The following is a 26,042-nucleotide window of genomic DNA, read 5'->3' on the forward strand; positions in this document are numbered from 1 at the left end:
TTCAAAATCAAAAAGAGGACTCAATAGAGTCCTCTTTTATACCGTGAATGAGTTCTTATTTAAAGAAGTATCCGGTTTCAGGTGAACTGGCATTTGCCATGCGTTTACGAGGCATACGTCCTGCTAGGAAAGCTTCACGACCAGCTTCAACAGCTTTTTTCATCGCTGAAGCCATCAGAACAGGGTTTTGAGCTGCTGCAATTGCTGTATTCATTAATACGCCATCACAGCCCAATTCCATCGCTATCGCTGCATCACTTGCTGTACCTACACCAGCATCGACCAAGACAGGTACTTTGGCATTGTCTTTAATAATCGAAATAGTATGTGGGTTGAGAATGCCTAAACCTGAGCCAATAAGGCTACCTAAAGGCATAATGGCTACACAGCCCATGCTTTCCAGTTCTTGTGCCACAATTGGGTCATCTGAGGTATAAACCATGATTTCAAAGCCATCGTCAATTAATGTACGTGCAGCTTTTAAAGTCTCGGTAATATTTGGATATAGGGTTTTCTCATCCCCTAAAACCTCAAGTTTAACCAAATTGTGACCATCTAAGAGTTCACGTGCCAACATGCAAGTACGGACCGCACTGTTCGCATCGAAGCAACCTGCTGTATTTGGCAAGATCGTATATTTTTCAGGTGGAACCACTGAAAGCAAGTTTGGTTGGTCTGGATGTTGACCAATATTCACACGGCGAATGGCAACGGTCACAATTTCAGCACCACTGGCTTGAATGGCCTGGTCAGTTTCCGTTAAGTCCTTGTACTTACCTGTACCAACTAAAAGTCGTGAATTAAATGTACGTGAACCAATGATTAGGGGTGTATCTTCCATGGGAGCTCCATTTTAGCCGCCACCTACGGCATGAATAATTTCAATATGATCTTGCTCTGCAATTGGGGTTTGTTCCAATTTACTTTTCGAGATGATCATTTCATTTTTTTCAACAGCAAAGCGTTTGCCTTCCAGTTGTAATTGTTGAACCAATTGCAAGAGGTTGACACATTCGGTTTGTGTAGCTTCGCCATTTAAATAGATTTGCATTTGTGGATTCCGTTCTTGCTGCCTTGCCTATTGAGTAAGGCCAATATCTGCTGTTGATTATTTTGCGTATTTAAACGCATTCCATGCCAATATGAGCCATCCAGCAATCATCAGCGCTCCACCAATCGGGGTAATTGCACCGAGACCGCGTGGTAAGCCTAGAGCCATCACATATAAAGAACCACAGAAGAAGAAAATACCAATTTGTATAAGCAGGAAACTGGCTTTTATTGGAAGTTGGGGAATGACTTTGGATAAGATCGCGAGGGCAAGTAAGCCCAGTGCATGATAAAAGAAATAGTCCGTTGCAGTTTGCCACCAAGCCAATTGGGCTTCAGTCGCGCGCGCTTTTAATCCGTGTGCACCAAAGGCACCAAGCATCACAGCAAAAGCTAAGTTAAGTGCGGAAATGGCAATCCACATGTGCATTCACCTTAACAAAATTTGCGCATAACCATAGCATATTTAGTACCTTGGGTTAAAGCAAAAATGCCCAAAGTTTTTGTGTTGCAGTTTGTCATTCGACAATATTCAGGCATAAAAAAAAGAGCATCGAAATGCTCTTTTTTAGTATGACTGGGAAAAGCCTTCAACTTAGTTTGAAGACATTGCGACTTTAATTTTTTCCATCGCATTTTTTTCCAACTGACGAATACGTTCAGCAGATACATTATATTCCGCCGCCAATTCATGTAGCGTCGACTTTTCGTCATCTAACCAACGACGTTGTAAGATGTTACGTGAACGATCATCCAGCTGATCCATGGCTTCATGTAAAGCTGAAGTACTTTGTTCTTCGTAGTCTTCATCTTCCGCTAAACGCGCAGGGTCGTAACGGTTATCTTCGAGATAAAGGGCAGGAGCGACATGGGTCGAACCTTCATCGTCATCATCACCTTGAGCTTCAAACGCAGCATCATAAGCGGTTAAACGGCCTTCCATTTCCAAGACTTGTTCGGGTGTCACATTTAAGTCATTGGCAATTGACTGTGCTTCAGCCAAAGTTAATTTTTTAGACGACTTTTTTAAGCTACGTAAATTAAAGAATAATTTACGCTGTGCTTTAGTGGTCGCAATTTTGACAATACGCCAGTTACGAATCACATATTCATGAATTTCTGCTTTAATCCAATGCACAGCAAAAGATACGAGACGTACGCCCATATTTGGGTCAAAACGTTTTACCGCTTTCATTAAGCCCAAGTTACCTTCTTGAATCAGGTCACCTTGTGGCAAGCCGTAGCCTGCATAGCTACGTGCGATATGCACAACAAAACGAAGATGCGACATCACCAGCATTTTAGCTGCGTCTAAATCTTGGTCGTAATAATAACGCTCGGCCAGCTCTTTTTCTTGTTCGGCCGATAAAATTGGAATCTGATTAACAGTACTAATATAAGCACCAAGATTCACCCCAGGTGCCGATAATGACAGGGGCATCAATTGATTGCTGCTGTCACTCATGTTTTCTCCTTGAGAACTAAAAATGGGTAAGCCCAATAACTAAGATTCATCTTAATCCAATATTTCCGTAAATTATGGAAAATTGGGTATAGAAATGTAAACTTTTATTCAATTATGAAGCAATTTAGTTTAGCTGAATCTTTTTAAGATTCAATTAAGTAATGAAACTCAGAATCGGAAATTTTGCGCATTTCACAGTTTAACTGATGTATTTGACAGTATCGTGATACATCTTGTTGGCTGTGCGGATCGGATGACTTTAACAATAAAGATTGGTCTGGACTTTTCTTTAAAGCTTTTTTGAGCATCAATAGTGGCATCGGGCAGGGTTTACCCATTGCATCTACAGTTAAAAGCGAATTTTGGCTGTCACTCACGAAGCAGATCCAACATGTTTACATTTCAATGGAAATATTAGCAAATACAGTGCCAAATCCCAACCTAAAATAGGTAAAAATCCTTTGTGATTTATAACTCAAACGATGTGAAAAAATAAGAATATTCAAAAGGAAAATAGATCAAAAAAATCTATTAATTGCGGTAAACCCGTGTTAAGCTCGTTGCGTTGTTAAGATTTTTGTTGGCTGTGAAGCCTCTTAACTCTTGATATATTTGGATGTAACCGGGATTTTGTTGATAGTTTTACAGAATGATTACAAGCTTAGAAATAAAAATATTTTTTTTAACCTTGTTTGGTCTGCTGTTTGCAACACCGGGTGGTCCTTCTTTTTTAAATACGATAAGGATTAACTTATGACAGCTCGTGAACAAGGCGTTGTTAAATGGTTCAACGACACTAAAGGCTTTGGCTTTATTCAACGTAACGGCGGCGACGACGTATTCGTTCATTTCCGCGCAATTATGGGCGAAGGCCACCGTTCACTTCGTGACGGCCAACGCGTAGAATTCAGCGTTGTTAAAGGTCAAAAAGGCTTCCAAGCTGAAGAAGTACAACCTTTAGACTAATCGTCTGAATGTACTCAAAAACGCTCCAATGTAAATTGGGGCGTTTTTTGTTTATAATGCTTCAGCAATTTTGTGATTATTCAATTAGGGCACATCTATATGTCATCAGGTTTTGAAACCTTAAATTTACATCCGAACCTTAAAAAAGCCATTGATGCTTTAGGTTTTAAGGATATGACGCCTATTCAGCAAAAGGTTTTAAAATTTACATTGGCTGGACATGACGCTATTGGTCGTGCTCAAACTGGTACAGGGAAGACAGCTGCTTTCTTGGTCAGTGTGATCAATGACTTGTTGAATAATCCAATTAAGGAACAGCGTTATCGTGGTGAACCGCGTGCATTGATTCTTGCACCTACGCGCGAACTTGCTTTGCAAATTGAAAGTGATGCAAAAGAATTAGTGAAATACACTGATCTCAATGTCATGACTTTGCTCGGTGGGGTAGATTTTGATAAGCAAAAAAATCTATTAAATCGTAATTTTGTCGACATTATGGTTGCAACCCCAGGTCGCTTAATTGACTTTGTGGAACAAAAAGAAGTTTGGCTCGATCAAATTGAATTTTTAGTGATCGATGAAGCTGACCGTCTTTTAGATATGGGCTTTATTCCTTCAGTGAAACGTATCGTGCGCTTTTCACCACGTAAAGAACAACGACAAACTTTGATGTTCTCTGCAACATTTAGTTATGACGTTTTAAATTTGGCACAGCAATGGTTGTTTGAACCAGTAACTGTTGAAATTGAACCTGAGAAAAAAACCAATGCAGATGTAGAGCAACGTGTCTACATGGTGGCGAAGTCTGATAAATATAAATTATTGGAAGACATCTTACGTGATGAACCAATTGAAAAGGTCATGATCTTTGCCAACCGTCGTGATCAAGTGCGTAAACTTTATGATCACCTCAAAAAAGATGGTTATAAAGTGGTGATGTTGTCAGGTGAAATCGCTCAAGATAAACGTTTGAAAATGCTTGATCAGTTCAAAAATGGTCAACATAACATCATGATTGCAACAGACGTTGCGGGTCGTGGTATCCATGTCGATGGTGTTTCTCATGTAGTGAACTTCACACTTCCTGAACAGTCTGATGATTATGTACACCGTATCGGTCGTACAGGTCGTGCGGGTACTCGTGGTGTGAGTATTAGTTTCTTGTCTGAAGATGATGCTTTTTCACTGCCTGAAATTGAAAAAGCCATTGGTCAAAAATTACCTTTAACCCGTTTAGACGGTTATTGCTAATTTTGCTTCTAAATAGCCTGCAGATTTGCAGGCTTTTTTATTTCATGTCGACTATTTCATTTTGAGTTAATGACAAAACAAAATCACAGACTAACGTTTTAGTTTGCACGGCAACTAAAGGTTAGTACAGTTTGGTAATCATCATCCTTGCTGATGCTACCGCTATTTCCTGTAATGGTGCCAAGTACGCCAGCCGCAGCCTGAATCATTTGACCTGTCTTTTCATCGACCACGCCTTTTAAAACACCGTTGTATTCTTGCTTTTCATCCACGACAACAGGGGTCGCATTTTTACCACAGGTACTATTTGCTGCTGCAATTGCATTATTTTTTGCCGCTAAACTGGTTTTACCTACGGCAGTCACTTCATATTGATTATTCGGTTTTTGAATCGCTAAAGATTTTGTTGGCGTAGATGTACATGCAGCTAAAAGCACAGTTGCGCTTAGCGTGCTAACAATGGCAACAGTTTTGTTGAATTTTTTCATGCGGTGCCCCGAGTTAGAAACAATTTGATTTATTTGAACATAAAATTTCTTATAGAACAGGGAACTGCTGTACAAGTTATGCGATTTTTTATAGTAAATCTGTGAATAAAGCTGACTTAACAAATAAGCACCGAGTCTGATGTAAACATTCTAGAGTAAGTTATTGAGAATATGCTAATCTTGAGCAAACGTTTTAAAGTACAGTGTATAGATGTCAATTCTAAAATCAGCAGTTGATACAGTTCATCAAAATATTCATCAGCGTCAGTCGATTGGTCATTTAATTGAACCTGCGCCGAATGCTGAGCAATTGGAAAATGCGTTTCAAGCCGCTTTAACGGCGCCAGATCATCATCGTCTTAAGCCTACGCGTTTCGTGATTATTCCTGAAACTGAACGTGAAGCATTTGGTGAATTACTTTCACATGCCTTAGCCGATACTGGACAAACAGAAGAAGCGCAGTTGGAACGTGTGAAACACCATCCATTTCGTGCGCCACTCTTGGTTTTGGCTTTAACTCAATTACAAGATCATCCCAAAGTTCCGCATTTCGAACAAATTTTAAGTTCAGGCGCAGCAGTACAAAACTTTTTGCTCTCTTTACAAGCACAGGGCTTTTCAACCATGTGGCGTAGTGGGGCGGTGGTTGAATCTAAATTGTTTAAACAAGCCTTAGGCTTAACGGAAAACGATTTGATTTCAGGCATTATTTATATCGGTACAGCAGTGAAAGCAATTCCACCGCGTGCTGAAATACAGTCTGCTGACTTTGTAAGCCATTGGCATAAAGCAAACCAATAAAAGTGAAAAATAGTTCGATTGAACAAGATCGATCAGTAAAGAAATTAGGATAAAAGAACAATGTCAGAACTTGATTTTGCAAGTCTTGTTAGCCCTGTGTCAGTTGACCAAAAAACTGCACTGCGTGTTACGGTATTGGGTGGCGGGAGTTTTGGTACTGCGATGGCCAATACCGCAGTACGTAATGGCTGTGACACCATGATATGGATTCGTGATGAGGCGGCGGCTGCGGATATCAATGCAACACATATCAATAAACGTTACTTGCCAGATTTTCAATTAGAAGCTGGGTTGCTCGCTGTTTCAGATTTAGAAAAAGCAGTATGTAATCGTGACATTATTTTAGTGGCTATTCCGAGCCATTCTTTCCGTAGTGTTTTACAGCAGATCAAACCTTTTATCACGTCACAAGCAGTGGTGTCTTTGACCAAAGGTATTGAAGCCAATACCTTTAGTTTTATGAGCGATATTATTCGTGAAGAACTTCCTGAAGTCCCTTATGGTGTGCTTTCAGGGCCAAACTTGGCGAAGGAAATTGTTGCGGGACAACCTGCGGGGACTGTGATTGCAAGCCAATCTGAACTGGTTCGTTATGCAGTTCAACAAGCGCTACACAGTGCTTTGTTCCGTGTGTTTGCAAGTGATGATGTGCATGGTGTGGAATTGGGCGGTGCACTGAAAAATATCTATGCAGTCGCGATGGGTTTAGCTGCAGCTTATGGTGTCGGTGAAAATACCAAGAGTATGATTTTGACACGTGCTTTGGCAGAAATGAGCCGCTTTGCAGTGAAATTAGGCGCAAACCCATTAACATTCCTAGGTTTATCTGGTGTCGGTGATTTATTTGCAACTTGTAGTAGTCCGCTCAGTCGTAATTACCAAGTCGGTTTTGCACTCGGCAGTGGTAAAAGCTTAGAACAAGCGACCAAAGAACTAGGACAAACTGCGGAAGGGATTAATACTATTGTGCAAGTACGCGCACGCTCTGAGGAGTTGGGTGTATATATGCCAATTACCAGTGCATTGTATGAAGTGATTTTTGAAGGTGCGCCGGCCCTGAACATTGCTTTGTCATTGATGAAAAATGGACATCGCAGTGACGTTGAATTTGTCTTGCCACATCAGCAAGTTTAAGTTTGCTGATTAATATGCAATACACATAGCTTTGTCATACTGGCTGTATATAATGTGCGGAATAGAATAAGGAAATTTTATGCAACTGACATTGGTTAGGCATGGCGAAGCTGCTCCACCTGTAATGGGGAATGATGAAAAGCGTCCTTTAACAGCGCGTGGACAAACTCAAGCGGAAGAAACTGCAGCATATTTGAAAGATTTAATTCAACCAGACGTTTTTGTGGTGAGTCCGTTACTGCGTGCGCAGCAAACACTTTCATTTTTGCAAAAACATTTTCCACATGTACCTGTGGTTATTTGTAATGCCATCAAACCGGAAGATGATGCCAAAGTTGCAGTGGAATGGTTGTCACATTTACCGTATGAGTCTATTGTGGTGGTGTGCCATATGAACGTTGTGGCACATATGGCCAGTGTTTTGGTCTCAGAATATTTTAATCCCTATGCTTTGGCAGAAGCGCGCATTTATGAACAAGCGGTCATTGCTCCAGGGTTATCAACTCAAATTAAAACGTTTATACCATCAACATAAAAACCAATTAAAACGGCAGAAAAATTAATGTTGTATTTATGGATGCCCGAAGCCAATGGGGTTTGGCAATGGTCAGAAGGGGATTTCTGGAAGCAGTCATCGACACTTGAACAGTTGATTCAGGAAATTCAGCCACATGCGGGAAAGGAAGCGGTTGTTTTCTTTCCGAGTCGTGATGTACAAATCATTCAGCAAAATTTTCCAAAAAACCAATATAAAAAACTTGGCCCAGACGGCGTAAAATATTTACTTGAGGAATATGTCATTTTGCCTTTGGATGCAATGAAAGTATTGCATCATTTTCAAAGTCCAGATGAATTAACGGTCATGGGGATTGCACATAGTGCAGTCGAAACGATGCAGCATGCTTTGACGCTAATTCCTGTAAAAGTTATTTCATTATTACCAGACTTTTTGGTCTTACCAAGTCCAGAATCAGGGCAACATGTTTTGGCAAATGTCAGCGGTCATTTATTGGTCCGAAATAATGAATATGTCGGTCAGTCTGTTGATGATTTGGCATTGTATTTAGATTATCAAATTGGTCAGCCGAACTATAAGATTTCAAATCTAAGTTCAGATCAGACGCATAGTCTTGAAGCCGCTGTAACGCATGATTACATTGAATCTTTTCATTATGAACTACCCAATATAAAAAAACCGAAACAACATCCACTGAATGTTTTGCCGAAAGCCAAAGCCAATACGGGTGTGAGTGGTTATTGGAAAGCATGTGCAGCAGTTTTGGTTGCGGCTTTAATTACACAGTTTAGCTATGATGCAGTTCGTTGGTATCAATACAAAAAAGTGGCAAATATCACTGCGTCACAAGCGATTGATCAGTTTAAATATTGGTTTGGTCAAAGCTATCCTGTGACTGAACAAACGCTGAAAAGCCAGTTCGAATCACAATTGCGTCAGAGTCAAACAGGCAATGCGCAGGCTTTGTCTTTACTGAGCCGTGTCGGGCCAGTTTTAATGCAAAACCAAATTTCTGCAAATCGTGTCAGCTATGAAGCCTCGATGTTGAATATGGAGCTAAAAGCCAATTCGGCAGAAGTACTACAAACCCTAACCAATCAATTAAAACAACAAGGTTTTAAGGTTGAATTAGGGAATATTCAACCAAGTGCCAACGGCGCGATTGGATTGGTGAAAATACAATAATGACAAAAATGGAAAACTTACAGCAACGAATAGATGGGCAAATTGAGCGCATCACTGATTATTTAGACCAACTTTCTACTCGTGAACGAGTCATGGTGATCTTTACCACGATTTTTGTTGTAGTGGCAGCGATTGGTTCGGCACTGTTTTATATGAACAAAGCTGCAAATTTTCAACAAAAGCGCGTGAATGAACTCAAAGATACTGTTGTTTGGATGCAAAGTAATGCCGTCACGATGAAACCAGCAGGTGATACACAACTGAGCGCGTTGGAAAAAGTTCAGCGTGTATCGCAACAACAGGGCTTGTCAGTAGCATCGCAACAAGTCGGTGAGCAAATACAGATTGCAGTGATGCATGAAAATTATGCAATTCTGGCCAATTTTTTGACGCAATTGGTTCAAATGGGCTTAAGTATTGAAAAGATGGAATTAAGTTCTGAAGCGGGACAGGTCAAATTAACAGCGAGTGTGCAATAATCGGTAAAAATAAAGATCTGCTAAGCATGGTGTTTTATTTGTGCTGTGCCTATAATATGCCGACTTAAAAAGCAGTAGACTTTTATAGATATGTTGTATTCTCTAGCCCGCCCTTTGTTGTTTACTTTAGCACCAGAGCGTGCACATGAGCTGACATTATCGCTGTTGAAATCTTCTCACAAGATGGGAATGATGCGTCAAAACGTGGCGTCTAAACCAGTGACATGTATGGGAATCGAATTTCCTAATCCAGTTGGTTTAGCAGCCGGTCTTGATAAAAACGGTGCTTATATCGATGCGCTGGCGAGCCAGGGCTTCGGCTTTATTGAAATTGGTACAATTACCCCACTTCCACAATTAGGTAACCCTGAACCTCGTTTATTTCGTTTACCGAAAGCAAAAGCCATTATTAACCGTATGGGTTTTAACAACGATGGCGTGGATCAGCTGATCGAAAATGTCAAAGCTGCAAAATTTAAGGGTGTACTTGGGATCAATATCGGTAAAAATGCAGTTACACCTGTTGAAAAAGCAGTTGATGATTATCTGATTTGTCTAGAAAAAGTTTATAACTACGCTTCTTATATTACGGTTAATATTTCATCTCCTAACACTAAAAATCTTCGCAGCTTACAAAGCGGTGATGCTTTGACTGAACTGTTAGAGACACTCAAGAAACGTCAACTCGAGTTGGCGGATGAAAATCAACATTATGTACCCTTAGTACTTAAAGTTGCACCAGATCTAGAACCAGAAGACATTAATTTTATTGCCCAACAATTGTTAAAATTTAAAATTGATGGTCTGATTGTTACCAATACGACTTTGTCACGTGAAGGTGTTGAAGGCCTTCCATATGGTGATGAAGCAGGTGGTCTATCCGGTGCGCCAGTCTTTGAAAAAAGTACGGCATGTTTGGCGGCTTTTGCTAAAGTATTAAACGGTCAAATTCCATTGATCGGTGTAGGTGGTATTTTGTCGGGCGCGGATGCTGTTGCGAAACAAAAAGCAGGAGCTAGCCTTGTACAAGTGTATAGTGGCCTCATATATACAGGTCCGACACTTGTAAAAGACTGCGTAGACGCATTGTAAATATCATGAATACCATTGATATCTTTATACTGATTATTTTGCTCATTGGAGGGCTTAACGGTTTGCGTCAAGGATTTGTAAAAGCCTTTGCGAACTTCATTGGATGGATTCTTGCACTTGTCATTGCGGCAAAGTATGCAACCGTCCTTGCACCTTCGATGACATCTTTAAGTACAGATCCAGTGGTACAGAAGATTGCCGCGTTCGCATTTATTGTATTGTTGATTGTAGTCATGACTTGGGTCGCGACATGGTTATTGAACAGTATTTTGAAAACATTAAAGCTCGGTCCGTTAAATCGACTGGCAGGTGGTGTTTTTGGAAGCTTAAAAGGATTGTTGGTGGTGCTGATCACTATGCAGGGGCTAGGTCCTTGGGTAGAAAGTTCACCACATTGGAAACAATCTAAAATGGTTCAGTCATTATTGCCATATGCGCCTTGGGCAACCGAATTGTCCAAAGATGCTGCAAATCAAGCACTTCATCATATTCAGTCTGAAGATGCTCAGAAATCTTCAGACCTCCCATCTGAGTCGCAGAACAGGCACGGACGTTCTGGATCGGATGAGTCAACAAATAATCCTTTTTATTAACCCTAGCTTGTCTGCGAGGTTGCTATGTGTGGAGTAGTTGGTATAGCTGGTAAATCACCTGTTAACCAAATGTTGTTTGATGCGTTAACGATGTTACAACATCGTGGACAGGATGCAGCCGGGATCGTAACTTGTCAGGATGGTCGTTTATTCCTGCGTAAAGATACGGGTATGGTACGTGATGTGTTCCACACACGTCATATGCGTGCATTACAGGGTAATTATGGTATTGGCCATGTTCGTTACCCAACTGCGGGTTCTTCTAGCAGTGCTGAAGCTCAGCCATTCTATGTAAACTCACCTTATGGCATTACGCTTGCACATAACGGTAACTTAACCAATGCTGCTGAAATTCATGATGACTTGTTCAAGACTGACTTACGTCATATGAACACCGATTCAGACTCAGAAGTATTATTAAACGTATTTGCTCACGAATTGCAAAAACGCGCAAAACTTACACCAAGCGCTGAAGATGTATTCCACGTGGTTTCACGTGTGCATGAACGTTGCAAAGGTGGTTATGCGGTTGTTGCTATGATCACCGGTCAGGGCCTTGTTGGTTTCCGTGATCCAAATGGTATTCGCCCATTGATCTACGGTTCGCGTGAGACTGAAAATGGTATGGAATATATCATTGCGTCTGAATCTGTCGCAATTACAGCGCTCGGCTTTAAGGTTGAGCGTGATATTGCACCGGGTGAAGCAATTTATATTACTGCTGATGGCGTGATGTCGACCAAGCAGTGTGCAGTAGCCCCTGAATATCGTCCTTGTATCTTTGAATACGTATATTTTGCGCGTCCAGATGCGACTATTGATGGTATTTCAGTTTACAAAGCACGTTTGAAAATGGGCGAAAAACTTGCTCAGAAAATTCTACGTGAATGGGGTGATGAGCACGATATCGATGTCGTGATCCCAATTCCTGATACTTCACGTACTTCTGCGCTCGAGCTTGCAAATACCTTAGGTGTGAAATTCCGTGAAGGCTTCATGAAGAACCGTTATATCGGTCGTACCTTCATTATGCCGGGTCAGCAACTTCGTAAGAAATCTGTGCGTCAAAAGCTAAACCCTGTAGAGCTAGAGTTCCAAGGCAAAAACGTACTATTGGTCGATGACTCGATTGTACGTGGTACGACTTGTAACGAAATCATTCAAATGGCGCGTGACGCGGGTGCGAAAAAAGTATTCTTTGCGTCTGCTGCACCGATGGTGAAATATCCAAACGTGTACGGTATCGATATGCCAGCCAAATCTGAACTGATTGCGTCAGAACGTAGCGTTGAAGAAATCCGTGAAATTATTGGTGCTGATCGCTTGATTTTCCAAGACTTGGAAGATCTGAAATCTGCAGTACGCACCAAGAAAGTCCCTGAGTTACAAGACTTTGATTGCTCGGTATTTGATGGTAAATATGTGGCAGGCGGTATTGATGCTGAATATTTGGCAGCATTAGAGCGTAAGCGTAATGACTCTGCAAAAAATGAAAAGCCAGCTTATATCGATGTTAACATTGATGCAGCTTCTGTGGATTTAACAGGTGTTCGCGAAGAATAATCTGCTGAAAACACACTGAAAAAGCGGGAATTTCCCGCTTTTTTCATTTATGATGAGCAAACAAAAGACAATGTAGCTTAAGGGTATTACATTGAGACGTGTGGGTTATGATTTTATAAAAAACAAAAATATGTTTTGGCCTGTCACCATGTGTATGGCGGCAGTGTTTTTGACCGTCGCAATTATTAATGTAATTGTTGGTTTAATTGTGGATTATTATGATTCCACTCAGTCTATTTATTGGCATGTACTTAGCCCATTTTTAGTGGCTGCTGTGCTGCTGATTATGTTGGTTTCAGTTCTCTATGATTTTTACACCTTTCGCTTAGGCGGCTATTCACTTGCAAAACAGTTGGGTGCGCGTCGTCTGAGTCTGATAGAAAGTATTCCTGAAGAAAGTGTTGCACTGCGTATGACTGAGCAGCTGGCAGATACCTTTCTAATCGATACTCCTGCACTTTATGTCTTACCCGATGAAGTGGGTGTAAATGCACTCACCGCAGGTTTTAGCCCTCGAGATACATCGATCATTTTAACCTGGGGTGCATTACAAACCTTAGATGAGATGGAAATGTATGGTTTGCTGAGCCATGAATTTAATAAAATCTTGTCAGGGGAAGCTGCGGAAAATACCCGTTTGAAAATCTTATATAGCGGTTTGACGACCTTTAGTCAGTGGGGTAGTAAAATTGCAAAACGTGGTTTCTATAAAAATGGACAAGCACGGGACAATAAGTTTGAAACCCTCTTTGTAGCGATTGGCGCGGTCATTTGGTTGATCGGAAGCTTGGGTGTTTTGATTTCCCGCTTTATTAAATATATCTCTTTGGGTTCTCGAACCTATCGCAATGATCAGAAAACCAAACGTCTGATTCAAAATGATGCCAATATTCAAACCTTATTAAGGATTTATGTGCATCATTCAGGTTCGCAAATTCATAGTGAATATGCGGAATCGATTTCTCATATGTGTTTTGCAAACTCACTCAGTCCGCAAAACTGGATGAATATTCATCCGAGTATTGAACAGCGCATTTTTGAATTAAATCCAGCGCTCATTCATGATTTACAACTAGAAAATTTAAAAAAACTGCGAAACCAACCGCTATTTTATTTATTCCGTTCACTGGAAGAAGCTAATCCAGATGTTGCAACACCATGGAATTCGCCACAACCATTGCCTTTACTGCGCTTATCACCGATTAGTTTTGCGATAAGAGATGCAATTAAACCGTTGAACCCCGAGATTCGTGAAAATTGGCAAAGACCTGAATTGATCCAACGTGCCTTACAAACAGCAACGGGTTCGCGTGAGGTCATGGTTGCGATTTTAATGATTCGTCAGTACCGAGAGTTTATTCCGACTGAAGCTGAGGTGAGTCGTGCGATTGTAGATGCCTTATTGAATCTTGATGGTCGTGTGCATATCTCAATTTTTCATGAAGCATGTAAAAATATTGGCACCATGCCTGCGACGATTTCTCGGCAGTTCTTAACCAAGCTTGCTAAGATTATTCAAGAAGATGGTGAAATTGGTCTACTCGATGCCTTGCTACTTGAAACAGTCAAATATGAGTTAAATCTTTTGCCTGCACATACACCTACATCATTAGAAGATGTAAAACCGAGTATTGTGCGTTTGATTGATGCCTTGTTGCATGTGCAACAAATTAACAGTGATAACCAGCTCGAAGTACGTGAAAAAATCCTCAATCGAATCTTAACGAAAGAAGAACTAGAGTTTTATCGTGATATTTCTGATGAGCCAATAGACTTGGCTGAAATCCTAAATGATATTTCAGGATTGTTGCTGCGTGAGCGTTTAAGCATCCTTGGGGTTGCAGAAGTATGTCTATGGAATGATCGAATTATCACGCAAGATGAGTTGGATGTTTTGCAGTTGCTATATTGGCGTATTGGATTTGAATCGGCTGAAATGGTTGAATTAATGCAAAAGAAAAATAGTTTAATGATCGTATAATTGTTTATAGCTGCTTGATTTATGAATAGATTGTGGGGGGAATCAAAAGTAGCTTGAGCGATTCTACTAAATCTTTAAAGAAATAGAGTGGTCTAATTGCTTTATAAAAGTTCAGCAAAAAAGTGTGAATCCCGTTAGAATATCAAGCCTTGAATAGGTGAAAATGAAAGCATGATTGGGCATCAGCGAAGCATAATGGCGGCAATGGGAATTGATGTATGGATTCCTCAGGCGGCTCCGTGTCAGCAATTTAGCTCAAATATTTGGCGAGATCAGGCGGCTCCTGAAATAGTCTCTGAAATTCTACTCAAAAATGAGCCTCAGCCAACGCCTGTTTCATCACAGACTGAGCTTAAAAACAACGTTGATGTTGTTGTAAATCAACCTGTAGAAGCACCTAAAGATGAACTAAAGGTTGTTGAGCCTGTTGAAGTTCGTCCAATTGTTCAAATACCTTCGTTTAACTTAGAAGCCATCTGTTTAATGCACTGTGTCATTGTCATTAATGCCACAGAATTAACGGCAGAGCAGCAAGTTTTGTGGAGCAATATTCAGCGCGCAGTCAGTGCCGATTTCTTTGCTTTACAGTGGCCTTTTGGCTGGGTGAATTTGCAAGATGGTCGTGGTGCAGCATCTTATGTACAGGGTTTTATCGATGCGATGAGCTTGGATAAAAATGTCATTTGTCTAGGCGATATTCCGCATTTAGAGCATGCGAAGGTGTATCCATTGGCATCTTTACAGCAAATGATTGAACAGCCTTTATTGAAAAAACGCCTATGGCAATTTATGCAAAATAAGGCAGGACAAAATACTTAAATGACGTAAATGGAAAATTTATGCAAAAAAAAGTAGTGGTTTTTAGTCAAATAGATCAAGAAATAATCCAACGTTTAGAACAGCAATTTAAAGTTTTCCAAATTAGTCCTAAATTGGGCGATGTGAATCAGCAAATTCTTGAGCATTCAAAAGATGCTGACGCCATGATTGGTGCGGGACGTTTGTTGAATGCCTCAAATTTAGCGCATGCATCACAATTAAAAGTCATCTCAAGTGTAAGTGTCGGTTATGACAACTATGATTTAGCATTTTTAAATCAAAAAAATATCTGGTTGTGCCATACTCCGCATGTATTGACGGAAACTACAGCAGATTTAGCATTTACCTTATTGATGAGTGCAGCACGTAAAGTGCCTGTATTGGATCAATGGACCAAACAAGGGCAGTGGAAGCGTACAGTTGGTCCTGAGCAATTTGGCATGGATGTCTTTGCTAAAACCATCGGAATTATTGGCTTAGGACATATTGGCGCAGCAATTGGGCGTCGTGCTCGCTACGGCTTTAATATGAATGTGCTCTATCATAATCGCCGAGAAAAAATTGAATTGGCTGAATTTTTATCAGCGCAATATTGCGATTTGGATGATTTGTTGCAACGTGCTGACTTTGTGGTCGTTGCAGTGGATTTAAATGCAGAATCGAAAGCTTTAATTGGTGAACGTGAGTTGGCCTTTATGCAATCGCATGCGGTATTGGTCAATATTTCACGCGGTTCAGTGATTGATGAAGCCGCTTTAATCGATGCATTAAGTCGTGGTCAAATTTTTGCAGCAGGCTTAGATGTGTATGAGCAAGAGCCACTTCAAGAATCCCCATTATTTACATTAGCCAATGTCGTGACATTACCCCATGTAGGTTCAGCAACAGCGGCAACCCGTAAACGTATGGCAGAGTTGGCTTATCAAAATTTAGTGGATGTTTTGGTACATGAACGCGCGCCACGCTATGTGGTCAATCCAAAATTTGAATAAACAATCACAACAGTTTTCTCCATAATTCACCAAAATTCAATGCTATATTCGATGAAGTACGAATATGAAATTTAGAGAATAGACCTTGAAAAAGATTTTACTGGCATGTGGTCTCGGGCTTTGTTCGACATTGGCGCAGACGCAGTCCGTAGATTTTAGTTCATCCCCACAATTTTCTGTGCCTGAAATAGGTAGTGGCGTCGGCTTGTTGGATCAACAAAAAGAGCGTGCCATTGGCGAGAAGGTGTATCGTGAGGTGCATCGTCAACTTCCTGTGACTGAAAATCCGTGGATGGAAGATCGTCTTTTATCTGTCTTTACGCATATTTTGAGCCAAACCCAACTCAACCAACCGGTCGGATTGTTATTAATTAATGATCCACAAATTAATGCTTTTGCTGTACCAGGTGGCTTGTTTGCATTAAATGCGGGATTAATTAATTCAGCACGTAATATGGATGAAGTGGCAGGGGTGATGGCACATGAAATTGCACATGTCTCACAACGTCATTACAGTCGTTCACAAGAAGCTTTTAAAGGGCAAGGTTTATTGTCCCTAGCCGGTATCTTGGTCGGCGCCTTGGTGGCCTCACAGGCAGATGGTGATGTCGGTGCGGCTGTAATGATGGGTTCACAAGCCGCTTTGATGGATAAACAGCTAACCTATAGCCGCAATCAAGAACGTGAAGCAGACCGCATCGGGATGCAGTATATGTACCGTGCAGGATACAATCCGCAAAGCATGGCTGACTTTTTTGAAGTGATGCATCGCTCTACGAGTCGAGTGAGCTTTCTGCCTGATTTTTGGTTGACACATCCTTTAACCACGGAACGTATGAGCGAGGCGCGCTTACGTGCCAATCAGTTGCCTCAAGTTAAAACCAGTTTGGTTGATCAAGATTTTGAAATTCTGCGTTGGTATAGTCGAGTACTGTCGGGTCAGGCAACCGAATTGCAATTAAATGCGATGGTGGCGCAAAAGAATTATGCAGCTGAGTTGGCTTTGGTGAGCTTGCATATTAAACAAGGTGACTTTAGTGCTGCCCAAAAGTTATTAAATGAAGCAGCAAAACAAAATGCATCGCATGCACTTTTTACTATTTTACAGACCGATGTGCTGTTGGGTCAAAACAAAACAGCCGATGCTGTGAACGCTGTGAAAAGTTCGGCAATCATCATGCCTGAAAATCGGGCATTAAATTATAAATATGCAGAGGCTTTGATTCGAAACAAAGAATATGCCCAGGCACAACTGATTCTACAGCGATTTTTACAAGCAAATCCACGTGACTTGAGTGGTTGGCGACTGATGTTGCAAATGGCTGATGCAGACAAAGATGCAAGCTTCCGTTCGGTCAATGTGCTGCGATATCGAGCTGAAGTAGAGTATTGGGGTGGGGATGAAGAACGCGCGATTAAATCTTTGCTACAGGCGCAGCGCATCGCCAAAGACTCGAAAAGTCTTTCTGCGAAAATCAAGCAGCGTGTGGACGAAATGCAAAATGAACGGAAATTAAAAATATAAAGATTTCAAATGTGATGTACTTATCTATGTCGATTATAAAGTGCAAATTGTAGTTTTAGTGGTTTAGATTAATCAGTGTAAACTAGCTGGATGTAAAAAGTTTATGATTAAGAACTTACAAATGAAAAATATGATTTTGGCGGCCTGTCTGTTGGGCTTAGCAACGAATATTGCAGCAGCTAGCGCAGAACAATATGTGATTGCTGTGAATGATATTAACGAAAAATATAAAACTGATGTACGCCAATTTTTTAGTCAGTTAGACCCGCAGCAACAGGGATTTAAAGCAGACCAGCAAGTGAAATACTGCGGTATTGTTCAGACTTATGTGAATGATCTTTATCGTGCTGCAGACGAAAATCGTGCATTTTTAGATCGTGAGTACCGTAATATGAATAAGCAGGATGTGATTCAGCAGGTGATCGCATCAAAAGAGATGCAATTATTAAAAAAATATAATGTGCAGTGTGCCCTAAATTAAAATTGGTTTTACAAACATTTTAAATCATTGCGAGAAACTGAAAAAAATGAAACTCGATGATTTTGATATAAGTCATGGCAGAATCACGCTTCAGTTGATTCAGCGTCACGATGCAAAAGCACTTTATGAAGCGATCTGTCAAAGTATAGAGACCTTACGAATGTTTCCTGCAAGTTTGGCTTGGTCCTTACAAGAACCTAATTTAGATGCTTCATTGGCATTTTGTGATTCGAGAGTGTTGGCTGCGTTAAATCAGGAAAATTTTGTTTATGTGATTCGTGAGCAACAGTCGCATAACTTTCTAGGTGTCATGGATATTCATCAAATCAATTGGATGGAAAACCAAGCTAACGTTGGGTTTTGGGGAAATGTTGAATTTAAAGGGCAGGGTTTGATGACAGAAGCTTTGCAGTTATTTGTGGATCAATTATTGAATGATCTAGGATTTCAGCAATTAAACGCTTTTGTAGATGTAGAAAACAAGCAAGCACGACGTCTATGTGAACGAGCAAATTTTAAATTGATTGAAATCGAACAAGCTGCAATTCAAAATCCAGTAGATGGAAGTTGGCGAGATATTTGTAAGTATGAAATCGTTAGATAAGAAAGAAAATTATAAATGATGAATAAATTTGAATTTGGATAATTTGGCTATTTAAGTCATCAGCGTACTTAAATAGACCAAATCAAACAATATAGATGAAAGATTAAGAGAGTTTCGCTTTAATTTTAGCTGAAACTTGTGCAGGATCGGCACGTCCGGCTATGAGCGGACGTAGAGAGTTCATCACCTTACCCATATCTTTCATGCTAGTAGCTTCTTGCGCAGTAATTGTTTGCGCAATGATGGAATCAAGTTCTTCCTCAGTCATAGCTTCTGGTAGAAATTGAGATAACACCTCAATCTCGGCTTGTTCCTTACTAGCTAAATCATCTCGATTTGCACCTAAAAAGGCTTTAACCGATTCTTTGCGTTGTTTGATTTGCTTTTCAATGACCGCAAGAACTTGCTTATCGTCAAGCTCTATGCGCTCATCGACTTCGATTTGCTTGATTGCTGCCTGTAGACTACGTATTACCGTTAACTTGTCCATTTCTTTAGCACGCATAGCGGCTTTTAAAACTTCAGTTATTTGGTTTTTTAAAGTAGTCATTTATCTTGTCCAGGTTAGTCAATCAATCACAAATTAATCTTAGTAAAGGCGAGTAGTACGTACTGATTCGCGAGCCAATTTCTTTTGGTAGCGTTTAACAGCAGCAGCTTTTTTACGTTTACGTTCTTGAGTTGGTTTTTCGTAGAATTCACGTTTACGAACGTCAGCAAGAACACCCGCTTTTTCGCATGAACGTTTGAAACGACGGATAGCTACGTCTACTGGTTCGCCTTCTTTCAATTTAACTTGTGGCATGAAGAATCCTCATTAAGTTATGGATAAGATCTCGGGTCGAATTACCCTTGATCACAAGTGAAGGTCAGTATTTTACTCATTTACATCTCATATCACAAGTCTATAATAGGTTTCGCAATATTTTGAAATGGGCAAAAGGCAGTTTAATGATCGTTTTAGGCTTGGAAACTTCGTGTGATGAAACAGGACTCGCACTCTACGATAGTGAGCAAGGATTACGCGGACAAGTATTGTATAGCCAAATCAAACTGCATGCAGAATATGGTGGTGTGGTACCTGAATTAGCTTCACGTGACCATGTGCGTAAGTTAATTCCGTTATTAAAACAACTGCTTGAAGAAAGTAAAGTTGATAAATCAGAAATTGATGCCATTGCATATACTCGCGGGCCGGGCTTGATGGGTGCATTAATGACAGGCGCATTGTTTGGTCGTACGTTGGCATTTGCACTGAATAAACCTGCAATTGGTGTACATCATATGGAAGGTCATATGTTGGCGCCGCTGTTGTCTAAAACTCCACCAGAATTTCCATTTGTGGCACTTTTAGTCTCTGGGGGACATACTCAATTGATGGCTGCTTATGGAATTGGTCAATATGAATTATTGGGTGAGTCGATTGATGATGCAGCAGGTGAGGCATTCGATAAAGTCGCTAAAATGATGGGTCTACCATACCCAGGTGGTCCAAATATTTCGAAATTGGCGATCAATGGCGACATCAATGCCTTTGAATTTCCACGTCCAATGCTACACCAAGGTTTAGATTTTTCATTTAGTGGTTTAAAAACTGCCGTTTCAGTTCAATTGAAAAAAGTTGAAGGCGAAGGTCGTGAGGCGGATATCGCTGCATCTTTCCAAGAAGCGTTGGTTGATACATTGGTGAAAAAATCAGTGAAAGCCTTAAAACAAACTGGTTTAAAACGTTTAGTTATTGCCGGTGGTGTAAGTGCAAACAAGTGTTTACGTGAGCGCTTAGAAGCTGATTTGGCAAAAATCCGTGCAAATGTGTTTTATGCAGAACCTGCACTGTGTACAGATAATGGCGCAATGATTGCATTTGCTGGTTATCAGCGTCTTAAAGCGGGCCAGCATGATGGTTTGTCTGTTACGACTACACCGCGTTGGCCGATGACGGAATTAGGTAATCCAAACGAAGCGTAAAAATCGTTTAAAAAGGAGGCTAAATTAGCCTCTTTTTTTTATTGTGTGTTTCAAAAAAGAGACTGTGGTTTTAGAACAATATTGTGGATATGATGGCTCAATAAATAATTAGAGCCATGTGAAATAATGACAAAAAATAATGAAGCTTTGGATCAATCAAAACCAAATCAAAGTCATATTGACCTAAAGAAATTTTATAAAGGTGTTTCTTTACCCTATGAAACTTTGGATATCCACAATATTCCAGATGGGGCAAAACAAGACCATTTTATTGAAATTCATTGTGGAGGTTTTGGGTCGGAAATTTTCTCACATCCCACTCAAAAATATCAATTTTATGCTCTTACGGATCGAGGTCCGAATACAACCTATGATGTGAATGGAGATAAAGGCAAGATATTCTTAGATCCAAGCTATACGCCAAAAATCAGACTTTTTGAATTGCAGCTCGATGGATCGATTAAAAAATTGAAAGAAATATTACTCAAAGATCCAACTGGGAGACCTATAACAGGTTTGCCAAATCAGCATTTCGGTGCAACAAAAGAAGTGGCTTATGATCAAAATGGTGTGGTTTTAGCAATTGGCACAGATGAATATGGCTTAGATTCTGAGGGTTTGGTTGCATTAAAAGATGGCACATTTTGGGTGAGTGATGAATATGGGCCTCATCTCGTTCATTTTAATAGCGAAGGCGTGGAAATAGACCGTATTAATGCATACAAATAAGATGAGCGTTGCAAGTCGGGTTATTTTCTTCCAAATGCATTTGCCAATCGTAAGCAAAATCGAGGGATGGAAGGTTTGACGATTACACCAGATCAAAAAAAATTGGTCGGCATCATGCAGTCGACGATGAGTAATCCAGATTCATCAGTCACAACGTCAGACTTGGTTCGTATTGTGGTGGTCAATTTAGACGATGGGTCAATTGCACAATATTTATATCGGCAAGAACTTAGGTCAAACTCAAATACAGCTATTGTTGCGCTGAGTGAGACATGCTTTTAGTCGCTGAACGTGATGATGATTTTTATAAAGATAATTCAAACGCTTTTAAACGAATCTATAAAATATATCTCGATGCGGCGACAAACCTAGAAAAAGTTCAACTAAGTGATCATTTTCAGCAAAATGAATCTTTAGGATTGCTCATTGATGGGCAAACACTTGAACAATATCTGCTTAATGATGGTTGGGAAGCACTCAAAAAGTTAAATATTTTGCCTGTGGCAAAGAGCTTAGTTGTCGATTTAGTCGAAACTTTACATTATCCACACGATAAAGTTGAAGGCTTGAGGGTGATTGATGAACAGCATTTGGCAATTATAAATGATGATGATTATGGTTTTACAGAAACGGATGGGATCTTGGAGCAAAAATACCTTGATGCGGAGAAAAGTGTGATTGATTGCAATACCTTATATGTGATTGGTCAACTCAATTTAGCGCCATAAGTGGTGTGTTCTTAATGATTTTCAAGCAATTGGTTCAATCAAGAGTTTATTAGCATTTAAAAGCAGCCAACGAGGATGTGGCTGCTTTTAGCTGAAATTGTCTGACTTGCTTTGCAGAACTTATATTTTCAGATCATAAAAATATTGTAGACGTTATTTTTCCAAAGCCTTTAGATTTTCAGACCCAATCCAATGCTTTGAAAACTGATAAGCAGCACGGCCTGAACGCTGCCCACGAGACTGACACCATCTTAAGGCTTCAGCACGAACTTCGCTGGTCATGGCTAAATCAGCCTTGGCAAGATAGTGTTCCACAATTTCGAGATATAAATTTTGATCCATTGGGTAGAACGAGAGCCAAAGCCCAAAACGGTCAGAAAGGGATATTTTTTCTTCGATCGCTTCTTGTGGATGGAGCTCAGTATATTGAGGAACATCTACCTTAGTTACAGGTGTATTTTCATGCATGAATTCAGGTAATAAATGACGACGGTTGCTGGTAGCATAAATTATAAAATTACTTGAACCTGACTGTAATGAACCATCTAAAACACTTTTTAAACTGCGATAGTTTTCATCTTCAGCATTGAATGCCAAATCATCACAATATACGATAAATTTTTCAGGACGATTTTCAATTAACTTTTGAATTTCTGGCAAATCAGATAAATCATCACGCTCAATTTCAATTAAACGTAAACCTTGGTCTGCATAATGGGTGAGCAGAGCACGGACGATGGATGATTTACCTGTACCACGAGAGCCAGTGAGTAAAACATCATTGGCAGGTAAGCCTTTTAAAAACTGTAAAGTGTTTTGAATCACTTTTTCTTTTTGACGTTCAATTCCTTTTAAATCTTCTAAATACATGACTTTGGGCTGTTGAATGGCTTTAAGCTGTTTATCTTGCCATTTAAACGCGATACTCGAAAAATCGGGTGCTTGTTTAAGCTCAGGCAAACTGTGCTGTAGTTGTAAGAGTACAGTAGATAGCGATTGAAGGATGTTGTCAGGTAAATCAATTGTAGCCATGATAAGTCAGCTTGTCGTGTCTTGTTGTTGGTTAGTATATGACAGCAGTGTACATCAATAATGCAGTTATAATTGCTGAAATATGTCAAAGTTAAATGATTGTTCTGGCAGATCTGCGCTATTCGAACAACCAAAAAGTTGTTATAAATCTAGCCGAGTGAACAGTTTAAAATGTGCTGAGGGATAGTCATGTTGTTTACAGAGTTTTCAAAAAGTATTAATCCACATCAGGCATATCGGATAAAAAAATTAAAGCGTCAGCTCGACCGTGCTGAATGTTATGAAGAATGGAAAGATATCGCACTTAAAATAGATGAAGAATCGGGTGCGCAAGAATGGAAATTCGATAATAGTTCACCGTATTTTGATGCAGAAATTATTACTCATCGTTTAGGGTTACTGAGACGATATCGTGCTCAGAAACGTACTCGAGATTTGATGTACATTTTAAGTGAAGGTTTAACTTATGATGTGGGCAATATTGCCCATCCCTTGCTGTTTACAGAAGCCTACGTCGGCACCAAAAAAATTATTGAAGACTATGTTGATGAGGTGAGTCAAAGTTTGGCATTTATCGCATCCGAAGAATGCGTTTGTCTCAATGCTGCACAAAAAATTGAATTCTTTGAACAAAGCCAAAAAGCCTATGGACAACCTGTATTGATGTTTTCCGGCGGTTCAACTTTAGGCTTGTTTCATACCGGTGTGTGTAAAGCGCTGATGGAACAAGACCTCATGCCAAAAGTTTTGTCAGGTTCCAGTGCTGGCGCCATTATGACAGGGATGTTGGGTGTATCTAAACCGTCAGAATTTACCAATTTATTAAACGGACAAAACTTCTTTAGTGAGGCATTTCACTTTCGGAAATTGACTGAGTTAGTGCAGGGTAATGGCGGCTTGGCGGATGTAAAATATCTGAAAAAGTTTTTGGTTGAAAACTTAGGTGACTTAACTTTTTCCGAAGCCTATAAGCAATCTGGTCTGCATATCAATGTGGCAGTTGCGCCTTATGATGCATCACAAGATGCAAGAATTATGAATGCCTATACATCACCCGATTTGTTGGTATGGAGTGCAGTGCTGGCATCATGTGCAGTGCCCATTCTATTTCCACCGGTACGACTGACAAGTAAGCGTTATGACGGGCAATTTACGCCATATATGTCGGCAACACGTTGGGTAGATGGTAGTGTGCGCAGTGATTTCCCACAGGAGAAAATGGCACGTCTATATAATATTAATTATAGTATCGCCAGTCAGGTCAATCCGCATATTGTGCCGTTTATGCAGGATGATGCTGCACGCTTTCGTAAAAGCATGTTGAGTTGGCCTGAGCGGATCGTTCGTCGTCAAGGTAAGGTGATTAGTAAAGGGGTTATGGATTTTGCCCGTGAGCGCGCAGGAAGTATTCCACCTGTTAGACGTTTGCTTGATCATGGTTATGGCGTGATGGATCAGCGTTACTATGGTGATGTCAATATTGTGGGGAAATATGGCTTAAGACACTATAGTTATATGTTGCAAAATCCTCGACCTTATCTGTTTAAGGTATTGCAACGTGAAGGTGAAAGAGCCACATGGCCGAAGATTTCATTAATCGAAACGCAAGCCCGTATCGGTAAGACCATTCAGCATTGTTTGGAATTATTAAATTATCAAAATGAACCCAGCCAACGACATGCAGAGTTTATTGCGGTTTAAATCCACAGATTTAACGCAAATCATTTATGAGCCAAAAACCAAATCTAAAAGTTTGGTTTTTGGGCGTCGTCTATATCAATTTCAATTCAATCAACAACGTTATTGGCTCAAGGCGCAAGTCAGTAACAGCAGTCCTGAACATGTAGCTAGTTTTGGTCGTGAAATTGAGCTGTACCAACTATTTAGTCAAGCGTCTACACAAAACAGCATCACGCTACCTTTTCAAGTGATAAAACAGTCGCATCTCAGTATTCAGCAAGAGTCTATTGATCGCCTATTAATACTCCCGAATGCCGAGCCTTGGTTCGTACAGCCTGCATCGAATTTGAGCCTTGCGCAGGTGAGGCAAGTGCTATGGCAAGCACTCGATGTGGTTGAACGATTAAGCTTGCACGGTTGGATACATGCAGATTTAAAACAAGAGCATTTTGTGAATTGGCAAGGGCAGTGCAGACTCATCGATTTTGAGCAAGCGTTACCTTTAGAATTTGATCAGTTAGATGCCTTAACTGCGACACCACGTTATATGGCTCCAGAACTTTTCCATGGACAAGCGAAATCTTTGCACAGTGATATCTATGCGCTGGGGATTATTTTCTTGGAATGGCTGACATCACAGCGTTTAGAGGCGAAAAACTATCAAGATTGGGCCTATTTACATTGCCAACGCTTAAAGCTTGATCTGCCAATGCAATATCAAGGGTTTAGTCAGCTATTGCAACACATGTTGATGAAGCAAAAAAATGACAGATTGGTGGATTTTTATCGCTTAAAAAGCGACTTAGTTGCTGAATTTGCTTAAGAAAAATACAAAAAAAGCACTATTGTTTTTTATTTAAACAAACAAGATGCTTTTTTATAAAAAAGGCTTGTCATGTAGGGGTGATCTCTATAATA

General features: G+C 40.2%; 29 protein-coding genes and 1 pseudogene. 21 read left to right on the forward strand and 9 right to left on the reverse strand.

What is annotated here, in order from left to right; genetic code table 11:
• Positions 1-55: 55 nt before the first annotated feature.
• The 5 genes from FTU64_RS00415 to FTU64_RS00435 all read right to left on the reverse strand — a co-directional run bounded on the left by FTU64_RS00415 (position 56) and on the right by FTU64_RS00435 (position 2,853).
• On the reverse strand, positions 56-841 hold the full coding sequence (locus FTU64_RS00415; protein WP_111885685.1) for a thiazole synthase: 786 nt from the start codon (positions 839-841) through the stop codon (positions 56-58).
• A gap of 12 nt (positions 842-853) precedes the next feature.
• Entirely contained in the window at positions 854-1,051 is a 198-nt protein-coding gene (thiS, locus tag FTU64_RS00420) for a sulfur carrier protein ThiS (protein ID WP_111885686.1), read from the reverse strand.
• Positions 1,052-1,108: 57 nt separating this feature from the next.
• Positions 1,109-1,474 carry a DUF423 domain-containing protein gene (locus tag FTU64_RS00425; protein ID WP_078188880.1) on the reverse strand — a complete coding sequence of 122 codons (366 nt, stop codon included), beginning with the start codon at positions 1,472-1,474 and terminating at the stop codon, positions 1,109-1,111.
• Positions 1,475-1,645: 171 nt separating this feature from the next.
• The gene (rpoH, locus tag FTU64_RS00430; RefSeq protein ID WP_078188879.1) at positions 1,646-2,515 is read right to left on the reverse strand and encodes an RNA polymerase sigma factor RpoH; all 870 of its coding nucleotides are present in this window, start codon (positions 2,513-2,515) and stop codon (positions 1,646-1,648) included.
• A 143-nt stretch (positions 2,516-2,658) separates the two neighbouring features.
• The gene (locus tag FTU64_RS00435) at positions 2,659-2,853 is read right to left on the reverse strand and encodes a sulfurtransferase TusA family protein (RefSeq protein WP_078189214.1); all 195 of its coding nucleotides are present in this window, start codon (positions 2,851-2,853) and stop codon (positions 2,659-2,661) included.
• Positions 2,854-3,268: 415 nt separating this feature from the next.
• On the opposite strand from FTU64_RS00435, the gene FTU64_RS00440 reads away from it, so the two are divergent.
• Positions 3,269-3,481 carry a cold-shock protein gene (locus FTU64_RS00440; protein WP_005014923.1) on the forward strand — a complete coding sequence of 71 codons (213 nt, stop codon included), beginning with the start codon at positions 3,269-3,271 and terminating at the stop codon, positions 3,479-3,481.
• A gap of 99 nt (positions 3,482-3,580) precedes the next feature.
• The gene (gene rhlB, locus FTU64_RS00445) at positions 3,581-4,732 is read left to right on the forward strand and encodes an ATP-dependent RNA helicase RhlB (RefSeq protein WP_180003018.1); all 1,152 of its coding nucleotides are present in this window, start codon (positions 3,581-3,583) and stop codon (positions 4,730-4,732) included.
• A 98-nt stretch (positions 4,733-4,830) separates the two neighbouring features.
• On the opposite strand, the gene FTU64_RS00450 is transcribed toward rhlB, so the two are convergent.
• Complete coding sequence (locus FTU64_RS00450; RefSeq protein ID WP_078188876.1) at positions 4,831-5,220, reverse strand: hypothetical protein; 390 nt, start codon at positions 5,218-5,220, stop codon at positions 4,831-4,833.
• Positions 5,221-5,431: 211 nt separating this feature from the next.
• Between FTU64_RS00450 and FTU64_RS00455 the strand changes: the two genes are divergently transcribed.
• From FTU64_RS00455 to FTU64_RS00520, 14 genes are all read left to right on the forward strand, one after another.
• Positions 5,432-6,022 carry a nitroreductase family protein gene (locus tag FTU64_RS00455; RefSeq protein WP_171525909.1) on the forward strand — a complete coding sequence of 197 codons (591 nt, stop codon included), beginning with the start codon at positions 5,432-5,434 and terminating at the stop codon, positions 6,020-6,022.
• 60 nt (positions 6,023-6,082) lie between these two features.
• Complete coding sequence (locus FTU64_RS00460) at positions 6,083-7,156, forward strand: NAD(P)H-dependent glycerol-3-phosphate dehydrogenase (protein WP_180041318.1); 1,074 nt, start codon at positions 6,083-6,085, stop codon at positions 7,154-7,156.
• Positions 7,157-7,235: 79 nt separating this feature from the next.
• Positions 7,236-7,691, forward strand: a complete 456-nt coding sequence (locus FTU64_RS00465) for a histidine phosphatase family protein (RefSeq protein WP_180059042.1) — start codon at positions 7,236-7,238, stop codon at positions 7,689-7,691.
• Between the two features lie 27 nt (positions 7,692-7,718).
• Positions 7,719-8,858 (forward strand): type II secretion system protein GspL, encoded by a 1,140-nt coding sequence (gene gspL / locus FTU64_RS00470; protein ID WP_180059043.1) that lies wholly within the window; start codon positions 7,719-7,721, stop codon positions 8,856-8,858.
• Positions 8,858-9,337 (forward strand): type II secretion system protein GspM, encoded by a 480-nt coding sequence (gene gspM, locus FTU64_RS00475; protein WP_078188869.1) that lies wholly within the window; start codon positions 8,858-8,860, stop codon positions 9,335-9,337. The genes gspL and gspM overlap by 1 nt, the downstream gene beginning before the upstream one ends.
• A 90-nt stretch (positions 9,338-9,427) precedes the next feature.
• Positions 9,428-10,429: a quinone-dependent dihydroorotate dehydrogenase gene (locus FTU64_RS00480; RefSeq protein ID WP_180059044.1), complete on the forward strand. Its 1,002-nt coding sequence runs from the start codon at positions 9,428-9,430 to the stop codon at positions 10,427-10,429.
• 5 nt (positions 10,430-10,434) lie between these two features.
• Positions 10,435-11,022 (forward strand): CvpA family protein, encoded by a 588-nt coding sequence (locus FTU64_RS00485; RefSeq protein ID WP_180059045.1) that lies wholly within the window; start codon positions 10,435-10,437, stop codon positions 11,020-11,022.
• Positions 11,023-11,046: 24 nt separating this feature from the next.
• On the forward strand, positions 11,047-12,585 hold the full coding sequence (gene purF / locus FTU64_RS00490; RefSeq protein WP_078193623.1) for an amidophosphoribosyltransferase: 1,539 nt from the start codon (positions 11,047-11,049) through the stop codon (positions 12,583-12,585).
• A 91-nt stretch (positions 12,586-12,676) separates the two neighbouring features.
• On the forward strand, positions 12,677-14,566 hold the full coding sequence (locus FTU64_RS00495; protein ID WP_180059046.1) for a M48 family metalloprotease: 1,890 nt from the start codon (positions 12,677-12,679) through the stop codon (positions 14,564-14,566).
• A gap of 171 nt (positions 14,567-14,737) precedes the next feature.
• Complete coding sequence (locus FTU64_RS00500; RefSeq protein WP_180059047.1) at positions 14,738-15,385, forward strand: hypothetical protein; 648 nt, start codon at positions 14,738-14,740, stop codon at positions 15,383-15,385.
• Between the two features lie 20 nt (positions 15,386-15,405).
• Positions 15,406-16,377 carry a D-glycerate dehydrogenase gene (locus FTU64_RS00505; RefSeq protein ID WP_180059048.1) on the forward strand — a complete coding sequence of 324 codons (972 nt, stop codon included), beginning with the start codon at positions 15,406-15,408 and terminating at the stop codon, positions 16,375-16,377.
• 85 nt (positions 16,378-16,462) lie between these two features.
• Positions 16,463-17,902 carry a M48 family metalloprotease gene (locus FTU64_RS00510; protein ID WP_078188859.1) on the forward strand — a complete coding sequence of 480 codons (1,440 nt, stop codon included), beginning with the start codon at positions 16,463-16,465 and terminating at the stop codon, positions 17,900-17,902.
• A 121-nt stretch (positions 17,903-18,023) separates the two neighbouring features.
• A complete protein-coding gene (locus FTU64_RS00515) occupies positions 18,024-18,383 on the forward strand; it encodes a hypothetical protein (protein WP_111885700.1) in 360 nt (119 codons plus the stop codon).
• A 46-nt stretch (positions 18,384-18,429) separates the two neighbouring features.
• Entirely contained in the window at positions 18,430-18,987 is a 558-nt protein-coding gene (locus FTU64_RS00520; protein WP_180007304.1) for a GNAT family N-acetyltransferase, read from the forward strand.
• Positions 18,988-19,090: 103 nt separating this feature from the next.
• On the opposite strand, the gene FTU64_RS00525 is transcribed toward FTU64_RS00520, so the two are convergent.
• Both FTU64_RS00525 and rpsU read right to left on the reverse strand, forming a co-directional pair.
• Entirely contained in the window at positions 19,091-19,537 is a 447-nt protein-coding gene (locus FTU64_RS00525) for a GatB/YqeY domain-containing protein (RefSeq protein WP_078193617.1), read from the reverse strand.
• 39 nt (positions 19,538-19,576) lie between these two features.
• The gene (gene rpsU / locus FTU64_RS00530) at positions 19,577-19,792 is read right to left on the reverse strand and encodes a 30S ribosomal protein S21 (RefSeq protein WP_001136722.1); all 216 of its coding nucleotides are present in this window, start codon (positions 19,790-19,792) and stop codon (positions 19,577-19,579) included.
• A gap of 146 nt (positions 19,793-19,938) precedes the next feature.
• Between rpsU and tsaD the strand changes: the two genes are divergently transcribed.
• The 3 genes and pseudogenes from tsaD (at position 19,939) to FTU64_RS16270 (ending at position 22,412) form a co-directional block, all read left to right on the forward strand.
• On the forward strand, positions 19,939-20,955 hold the full coding sequence (gene tsaD / locus FTU64_RS00535) for a tRNA (adenosine(37)-N6)-threonylcarbamoyltransferase complex transferase subunit TsaD (RefSeq protein WP_180007303.1): 1,017 nt from the start codon (positions 19,939-19,941) through the stop codon (positions 20,953-20,955).
• 126 nt (positions 20,956-21,081) lie between these two features.
• Positions 21,082-21,966: pseudogene (locus tag FTU64_RS00540) on the forward strand (esterase-like activity of phytase family protein).
• On the forward strand, positions 21,957-22,412 hold the full coding sequence (locus tag FTU64_RS16270; protein WP_257222159.1) for an esterase-like activity of phytase family protein: 456 nt from the start codon (positions 21,957-21,959) through the stop codon (positions 22,410-22,412). The pseudogene FTU64_RS00540 and the gene FTU64_RS16270 overlap by 10 nt, the downstream one beginning before the upstream one ends.
• Positions 22,413-22,565: 153 nt before the next feature.
• Here FTU64_RS16270 and FTU64_RS00545 read toward each other — a convergent pair whose 3' ends face one another.
• Complete coding sequence (locus tag FTU64_RS00545; RefSeq protein WP_180007302.1) at positions 22,566-23,444, reverse strand: ATP-binding protein; 879 nt, start codon at positions 23,442-23,444, stop codon at positions 22,566-22,568.
• Between the two features lie 189 nt (positions 23,445-23,633).
• Between FTU64_RS00545 and FTU64_RS00550 the strand changes: the two genes are divergently transcribed.
• Entirely contained in the window at positions 23,634-25,145 is a 1,512-nt protein-coding gene (locus FTU64_RS00550; RefSeq protein ID WP_180059049.1) for a DUF3336 domain-containing protein, read from the forward strand.
• Entirely contained in the window at positions 25,123-25,947 is an 825-nt protein-coding gene (locus FTU64_RS00555; protein WP_180059050.1) for a protein kinase, read from the forward strand. The genes FTU64_RS00550 and FTU64_RS00555 overlap by 23 nt, the downstream gene beginning before the upstream one ends.
• The last annotated feature ends 95 nt before the right edge of the window (positions 25,948-26,042 follow it).

This window comes from Acinetobacter sp. YH12128 (genome assembly GCF_013418655.1).
In the GTDB taxonomy this organism is placed as follows: Bacteria; Pseudomonadota; Gammaproteobacteria; order Pseudomonadales; family Moraxellaceae; genus Acinetobacter; species Acinetobacter amyesii.